At 30.6% G+C, this 6504-nt stretch carries 2 protein-coding genes and 3 pseudogenes; 3 read left to right on the top strand and 2 right to left on the bottom strand.

Features of this window, described 5'->3' with window-relative positions; translation table 11 throughout:
- Positions 1–456 precede the first annotated feature (456 nt).
- Both H1X92_RS12175 and H1X92_RS12170 read right to left on the bottom strand, forming a co-directional pair.
- Positions 457–789 (bottom strand): annotated as a pseudogene (locus H1X92_RS12175) (recombinase family protein); the annotation flags it as partial.
- A gap of 42 nt (positions 790–831) precedes the next feature.
- A pseudogene (locus H1X92_RS12170) lies at positions 832–1111 on the bottom strand (DDE-type integrase/transposase/recombinase); the annotation flags it as partial.
- 583 nt (positions 1112–1694) lie between these two features.
- Here H1X92_RS12170 and H1X92_RS12165 point away from each other — a divergent pair.
- From H1X92_RS12165 to H1X92_RS12155, 3 genes and pseudogenes are all read left to right on the top strand, one after another.
- On the top strand, positions 1695–3464 hold the full coding sequence (locus H1X92_RS12165; protein WP_180560406.1) for a S8 family peptidase: 1770 nt from the start codon (positions 1695–1697) through the stop codon (positions 3462–3464).
- Between the two features lie 956 nt (positions 3465–4420).
- Positions 4421–5227 (top strand): hypothetical protein, encoded by an 807-nt coding sequence (locus H1X92_RS12160; protein ID WP_180560405.1) that lies wholly within the window; start codon positions 4421–4423, stop codon positions 5225–5227.
- A gap of 371 nt (positions 5228–5598) precedes the next feature.
- Positions 5599–6504: pseudogene (locus tag H1X92_RS12155) on the top strand (hypothetical protein); the annotation flags it as partial.

The following is a 6504-nucleotide window of genomic DNA, read 5'->3' as shown; positions in this document are numbered from 1 at the left end:
GGGTTACCGCTCACTAAAAAGCGCTTAAGAGCCTGTTTAAATAGCATTGGACACCACGTCGATTATCGCGCCCTTATCCACTGTTCCACTGCTCCCCAAACCCCCAAAATCAATATTAAATCCAGACATGATATTTAACTCTAAACTTTAATTATAAGAAAACACATAATTAGTTAAAAGATTAAAATACAACAAGTTACGATCAATTTTTGTGAATGCTTTAACATTACCTTATAATTTCAACTTATTAAAAATCTGTACAACTAGATTTTGTTTATAACAGGTATAGCTAATTCAGACTGCGTCGTAGAAAAGTATTTCTAAGGGCACCTTTTATTGAGTTATTAAGAAATGATTATCAAAGACCTGATCTTTGCAATAGAGCCAGTTATTCTAACTAAAAATATTATAAAAGATTTTGTAGTACATCATTTTTCATGATTTTAAAGCTAAATATTAGTTATCAAACACTTTATAAACCGTTGACCTCGCAATCTTTAATTGACGGGCAATTGTTGTTGCTCCTATTCCCTGAGAACGTAGTTGTCTAATTTTTTCTCGATCAACACTACGTTTACGTCCAAATTGAACGCCTTTTAATTTCGCTTCCATGCGGCCTTCGTTTGTTCGTTCTAAAATACGTTGGCGTTCTGCTTGAGCCACGGCTGATAAGATGGTGACTATCATTTTGCCCATCGTACCTTCGGTGCTGATACCATCATCTAAAAATCGTATCGCCATCCCATCTTGGTCAAACTCTTTTATTAACTGGATCATATCGGCACTGTTGCAAAGATTGTAATGCGGTAGCTTTATTTGTTGGTGAAGGTCTTAAATTTCAAAGACTCTATTCACCAGACTCATTTCTACCAGAGGATGATCAAAGTAAAATGACTCCACCTGACCTTTACGCAGCGCCCGCATCACTTCTATCCCTTTTATCTTGGCATAAGTTGTCTTCATCGATTTTAAACCCCAGCTTGGCACTGACTATCCGTTTCAGTTTGCCATGATCGCATTCGATAATGTTATTTCGGTACTTAATCTGTTGGTGTTCAACGTCAGACAGACATTGGCCTTTACGTTTGAGCTGAACAAGCGCACGAGCGTATTAATTTCTGATACTCTGTTAATACAAATTAAAATAATAAATCTATAATAGTAAATAAAATTTAATGAAGTAAAAGTTTGAAAATTTTATCTCAAGAAAATATAAATAAAAACCAAGTTAGTAGAGATTTTGTTTATTGATAAGAATTTATTGTTTATTTAGTATGTTGAATATATTTTTTGATGTCTCCATATTTTTAATTATAAGAAGTACTCATTTTTTATAAATCAATTAGATAAAATTTAACGTGGTTAATAGATATAAAATAGAATTTATTATAGTTACTTCATACTAGAATTATGGGAGGTTATACTATTTTTAAGAATTAAATTATACCAATAAATTATATAAAAAATCCAATTCCACATTGACCCAGCAATATCACTATTAATATAAATTAATAATGTATAATATTCTGAAAATTATTAATAATAAATATAATCTTACAAAAAAAAATAAAAAATAGATATTATTTTTTTTTACTTACATAATTATCGAAATAAATTTAAATCACTGCTTATATTATAAATATAAATAATATACCATGTAAGAAAACGTCAATTAATCAATGGAGTCTGATTTAATGGAAAAATATAATATTATCTTGAAGGTTAATAATGAAGTAATTAGCTCATTAAAAGATAGAATTTTGACTTTTAAAAAAAATTATATTAAAGATGATTTTCTAAAAAGTTTTACCTTCATTTCAATAATTAATGAAGAAATGTTAAATTCAACTAATAAATCAAATTCCGTAAATTTTGAAAATATAATAGGAATTTGTCAAATTAAAGATGCGGAAAAGCTCTCTTTAAGTGAGATGGAAAATATTATAGAAAAATTATCAACCTATGATTTTGTTGAATATGCTTATATTAAAAAAAACTCACCAATGGATTTGCCTGTACAACTTGAAACTGACGTCATTGAGCAACTTGTTGCTAATAATATTCCAGATTTTAATCCTATGCAGGGATTTAAGGATGGCATAACACCTAATTTCATCGGGATTGATATTGAATATGCATGGAGTTTGGGTATTACGGGACAAAACATTCAAATTGCTGACATTGAACATGGTTTTGATTACGAACATGTGAATTTGAAAAGAAAAGAATTTGTTGAATTAACCACAAGAAAAGATCATCATGGAACGGCAGTAGCCGGTATTATGTTTGGCAATGATATTGGTTCAGGCATAAAAGGAATGGTTCATGGTGCAGATAAATTTTATGCATTATCAGAATTAGATTTAGGTCGTGCTCATGGCATCACTATTGGCTTGAAATTATTAAAACCTGGCGATGTTTTTGTTTATGAAATGCAAACTCGTGGTTTTGATAATAAATATGTTCCCGCAGATTTTGATTATTATGTTTGGGAGATTACACAAGAAGCGCTTAAAGCTGGCATTATTGTTATAGCAGCAGCTGGAAATGGTAATGCGAACTTAGATTCCGATGTTTATTTTGAATATAGAAATCGCGACGATAATGGCATTATTCGTGTAGGCGCTGGCAATGAACTTTTATATAAAACGAATTTCAGTACTTTTGGTAGCATGGTGCATTTACAAGGATGGGGAGCTTGGAATATTGTTACTACCGGTTATGGTGATTTATATGATGATCTTTCAAACAATAAATATACGCGCTCTTTTTCAGGAACATCCTCAGCGACACCGATAGTCGCCTCTGCTGCGGTTGCGGTACAATCTTGGTATAAAAAACAAACCGGTGATGTTCTTACTCCACATGAAATGAGAGCTCTCTTAATTAAAACTGGAACTCCACAAAATTATTTCTCCAATAAAAAAAATGGACATATAGGTCCTATTCCGAATGTTCGTAATGCTATCAATGAATTAAAAAATATTTTAAGATTATCGGAAGGCTCTTTAATTAACATAGTTATTGATGGTTCAAATAATTATAAAAGGGGTGAAGAAATAGTATTATCAGCAGAACAATCTACATCAAAAGTTGGTAACATTGTTTCCTATTTTTGGAAATTACCTGATGGTCTCGCTTCTGATTCGCAAAATCAATCAATTCTCAACTTAAAAATACCAAGTGGTATTAAGATTAATAATTTTTCAATTTTTCTTACTGTAAAGGATTCTCTCGGAAACAGTGCAAGTATAAATCATACTATTATTATCGATTATGACGATAATAATGATAAATTGGCAGAATACCCAATATGGGAAAGGAATAGAACATATCTTAAGTATAATAAGGTTAATTGGAAAAACAAAATCTGGGAAGCTGCATGGTGGAGTTTTAATGATGAACCAGGGCTAGTTTATGATGGTAAAAATACGGGTCCGAATCCCTGGAAAGAAATTAAATAATATATCAATTTAAAAAATGAATTTTTTGGTATTTAACTCACATTATATGTATTAGTAAAATAAGTTATCTTAAACAATTGTCATAAACTTATTATTAAGGCATAAATGTGAGTTTCTTGATAAAAAATTATGGTAAAAACTGGCTCTGTTAAATTTATGGAGTGTGATTAGATTTATACGATGCGTTATGTTTTCAGGTAACCAAAGAACACAAGGCATTTACCAGTCAAAGAATTTGTTGTTTATGGAACATATGCAGTATCTCTACCCTTTGCAGTAAAAAAATTTACTTTTCGATAAGTTTTAATAACAAACATAGCATGATAATGCTATTTTTATAGCAATATTGTATTATTTTATCGTAAATTCAGACTAATTAAGCGAAAATAATTGCAGGAAGATTAGCATTACTTTTATCATTATTCGCTTTTTTAGGAGAGGTATTTTGATGGATAGCTTTTATCAAAAGGTTTAAATGTTTGTCTGATAATACACATGGTTATTAATATACATTTAATTACTACACCTTTATTCTATCGCTTATTAGCTTTAGTTCAATAGAAACATCCTTTCACTATGACTATCTTCTGGATAAGGTATCTCTATTAAACAAAGTGGTTGAGATACAATTCTTAATTATTATACGGTAAACCACCGCAATTATGTTTGTAATATTTTCAATAAAATTACGATTAGGATTTTGAAATAAAATAAAGCCTTTAAGTTTTAATTTAAAAACACACATAAATTTTATCAGGATAAAAATCATTATGATAATACATGATTTTATACAATAATTTCATTATGTTAGTATGATTTTTATGATTTATATTCCATTCTTGAATTGTTGTAATCAGGCAAAATAAAATTCTCCGATTCAATTTGCAAATATAAAAATAAATTTGTTTAATTCGAAAAATATTATATGATTGAGTAATTAATGGAGTGCCTAAAATATGAGAATTGCAAAACTTTACATATGTTTATTTACTATTTTTCTTAGTAGCTGTGACTACTCTCGTTCTTATGAAAAATATAACTACGTAAGAATAAATGCTATGCCAGTCATAATTGATGAAATATATGCCATACAATCATTTTTTGACGGGGAAGGAAATGATATTAAGAAAAATCAATTATGTAATTTGGTTTTTAATGAAATGAATAATCAAGACAAAAAAAATCAATTGAATTTAAGTGTATATAACGTTAATAAAGAAAAAGCAAATCAAAATTTTATTCATATCGCAAGAAATGGGAATGATGTTCAAAAAATATCAACCGCTTGCGCCGCGTATATTTCTTCAATTATTTATACCATCCCTGATATAAATTTATTTATTCTTAACAAGAGAAGAAAAGCTTCAGAGATGGTAAAACTTGATGAAAAAGCAATTATAAATCTTATCCCTTTAAGATTAGCCATAAGCCGTGTAAATGCAGAAATTTTTTCCAGTATTGCTCAACAATTAGCTAATGAGAAAAACGCGACAATGGATAATTACCGAGCGAAAATAAGACTCCTTTTTGAGCAACAATCCTTAAATTATCTTGAACGTTTAAAGAATTATTATAATCAAGAATCCATGAATAAATTTCAACTATTAATATTCAAGAAGGGACGTTTAATTTTCAATAATAATAAAGGATATTTATTTGATGCAAGTAACGGTAGTGTTGATCTTTTATGGTATGGCACACCGTGGTTTTCTCAAGGTAAGTTAATGGGTAATCAGTATAACATCTATCTTAGAGATAATTAATTACTAAATTAACTTATTTTACGGCAAATATATTTGCTATCATGACTTTAATATTATAAATTATTAAAATAATTTAAGATTAAAATTTCAGAGAGTGGTTTACCTCATGTATTATATAATTTGAAGAATGAAATAAACTATATTCATTTAATAAAACCTAAATATAATCTAAATGATTCCTTTATTTTTTTAATTTTTGTATTAATTATAAAAAATTAAGCTATAGTATTACGAAAATTTTTCGATATTAAATTTCTCTCACTTCCATTAAATTCAGAAATTTACATCATATTTAATGAACATAATATTACCATTATAAATAAAATTTATATTTAGTTTGAGTTAACAGCCTGCAATTAGTAAGAGAAACTATGAATATTTATCAGCGCCTTATCATAAAACTTATCTATCTAACATTTGGTTTTATATCTTTTCCTTCTCTAGCAAGTTATTCTGTTGCCGGAGGTAATAGTTCTGGAGCTAATTCTATCGCTATCGCCGTAAATAATGGGAATGGGACAATTGCTAGTGGTAATGGCGCTATAGCGATTGGATTTGATGCTACCGCTAATGATAACAATAGTATTTCTTTAGGGGTTAATGCAAATTCTGGATTAAATTCAATTGCTATTGGCGTTTTAGCCAATGCCTCAGAAACTAACTCTATTGCTATTGGAAATAGTGCCAGCTCTACGCTGGCCAACAGTATTGCTCTTGGTAATAATTCTAGTGCCACGGCCGTTTCAGATACCTCAGCCAATACAGCCGCAAATGCCATTATCGCGGGTAATACATTGACCATTAATCAGGCACCATCCTTCGGTGTGATGGCGGTTGGTAATCGCCAGATCCAAGGCGTGGCAGATGGAGCATTAACCAGTACCTCAACCGATGCGGTTAATGGTTCACAGCTTTATACTATCAGTACGGCACTGAATGCGAATACCATCTCATTGGGCTCTGCCACGGCCTCCGCATTCGGTGGAGGATCAGCATATGACAACAGCACTGGGAGCTGGACAGCACCTTCCTATACCGTTCAGGGGAATAGTTACAATAATGTGGGGGATGCTATCGGTGGAATCGATAATAATTTAAGTAATTTGAATGCAAATATTGGTAGCGGTACAACAGGTGTCGTGCAACGGACTTCTGCAACAAACAGTCTGGTTTTGACAGCATTAAATGGTACCGCAGCTGCCCCAGGCAATGCACAGAAATTAAGTAATGTCGCTGCTGGTGATTTAAATACTAATTCAACGGACGCGGTTAATGGC

Source organism: Arsenophonus endosymbiont of Apis mellifera, assembly GCF_903968575.1.
Taxonomy (GTDB): Bacteria; Pseudomonadota; Gammaproteobacteria; order Enterobacterales; family Enterobacteriaceae; genus Arsenophonus; species Arsenophonus apicola.
The sequence above is the reverse complement of the archived record's forward strand: the minus strand, read 5'-3'. Positions and strand labels throughout refer to the sequence as shown.

Excerpts from the sequence above, each read along its gene's own strand:
- H1X92_RS12165 (WP_180560406.1), top strand. The coding sequence starts at position 1,695 with ATGGAAAAATATAATATTATCTTGAAGGTTAATAATGAAGTAATTAGC.
- H1X92_RS12160 (WP_180560405.1), top strand. The coding sequence starts at position 4,421 with ATGAGAATTGCAAAACTTTACATATGTTTATTTACTATTTTTCTTAGT.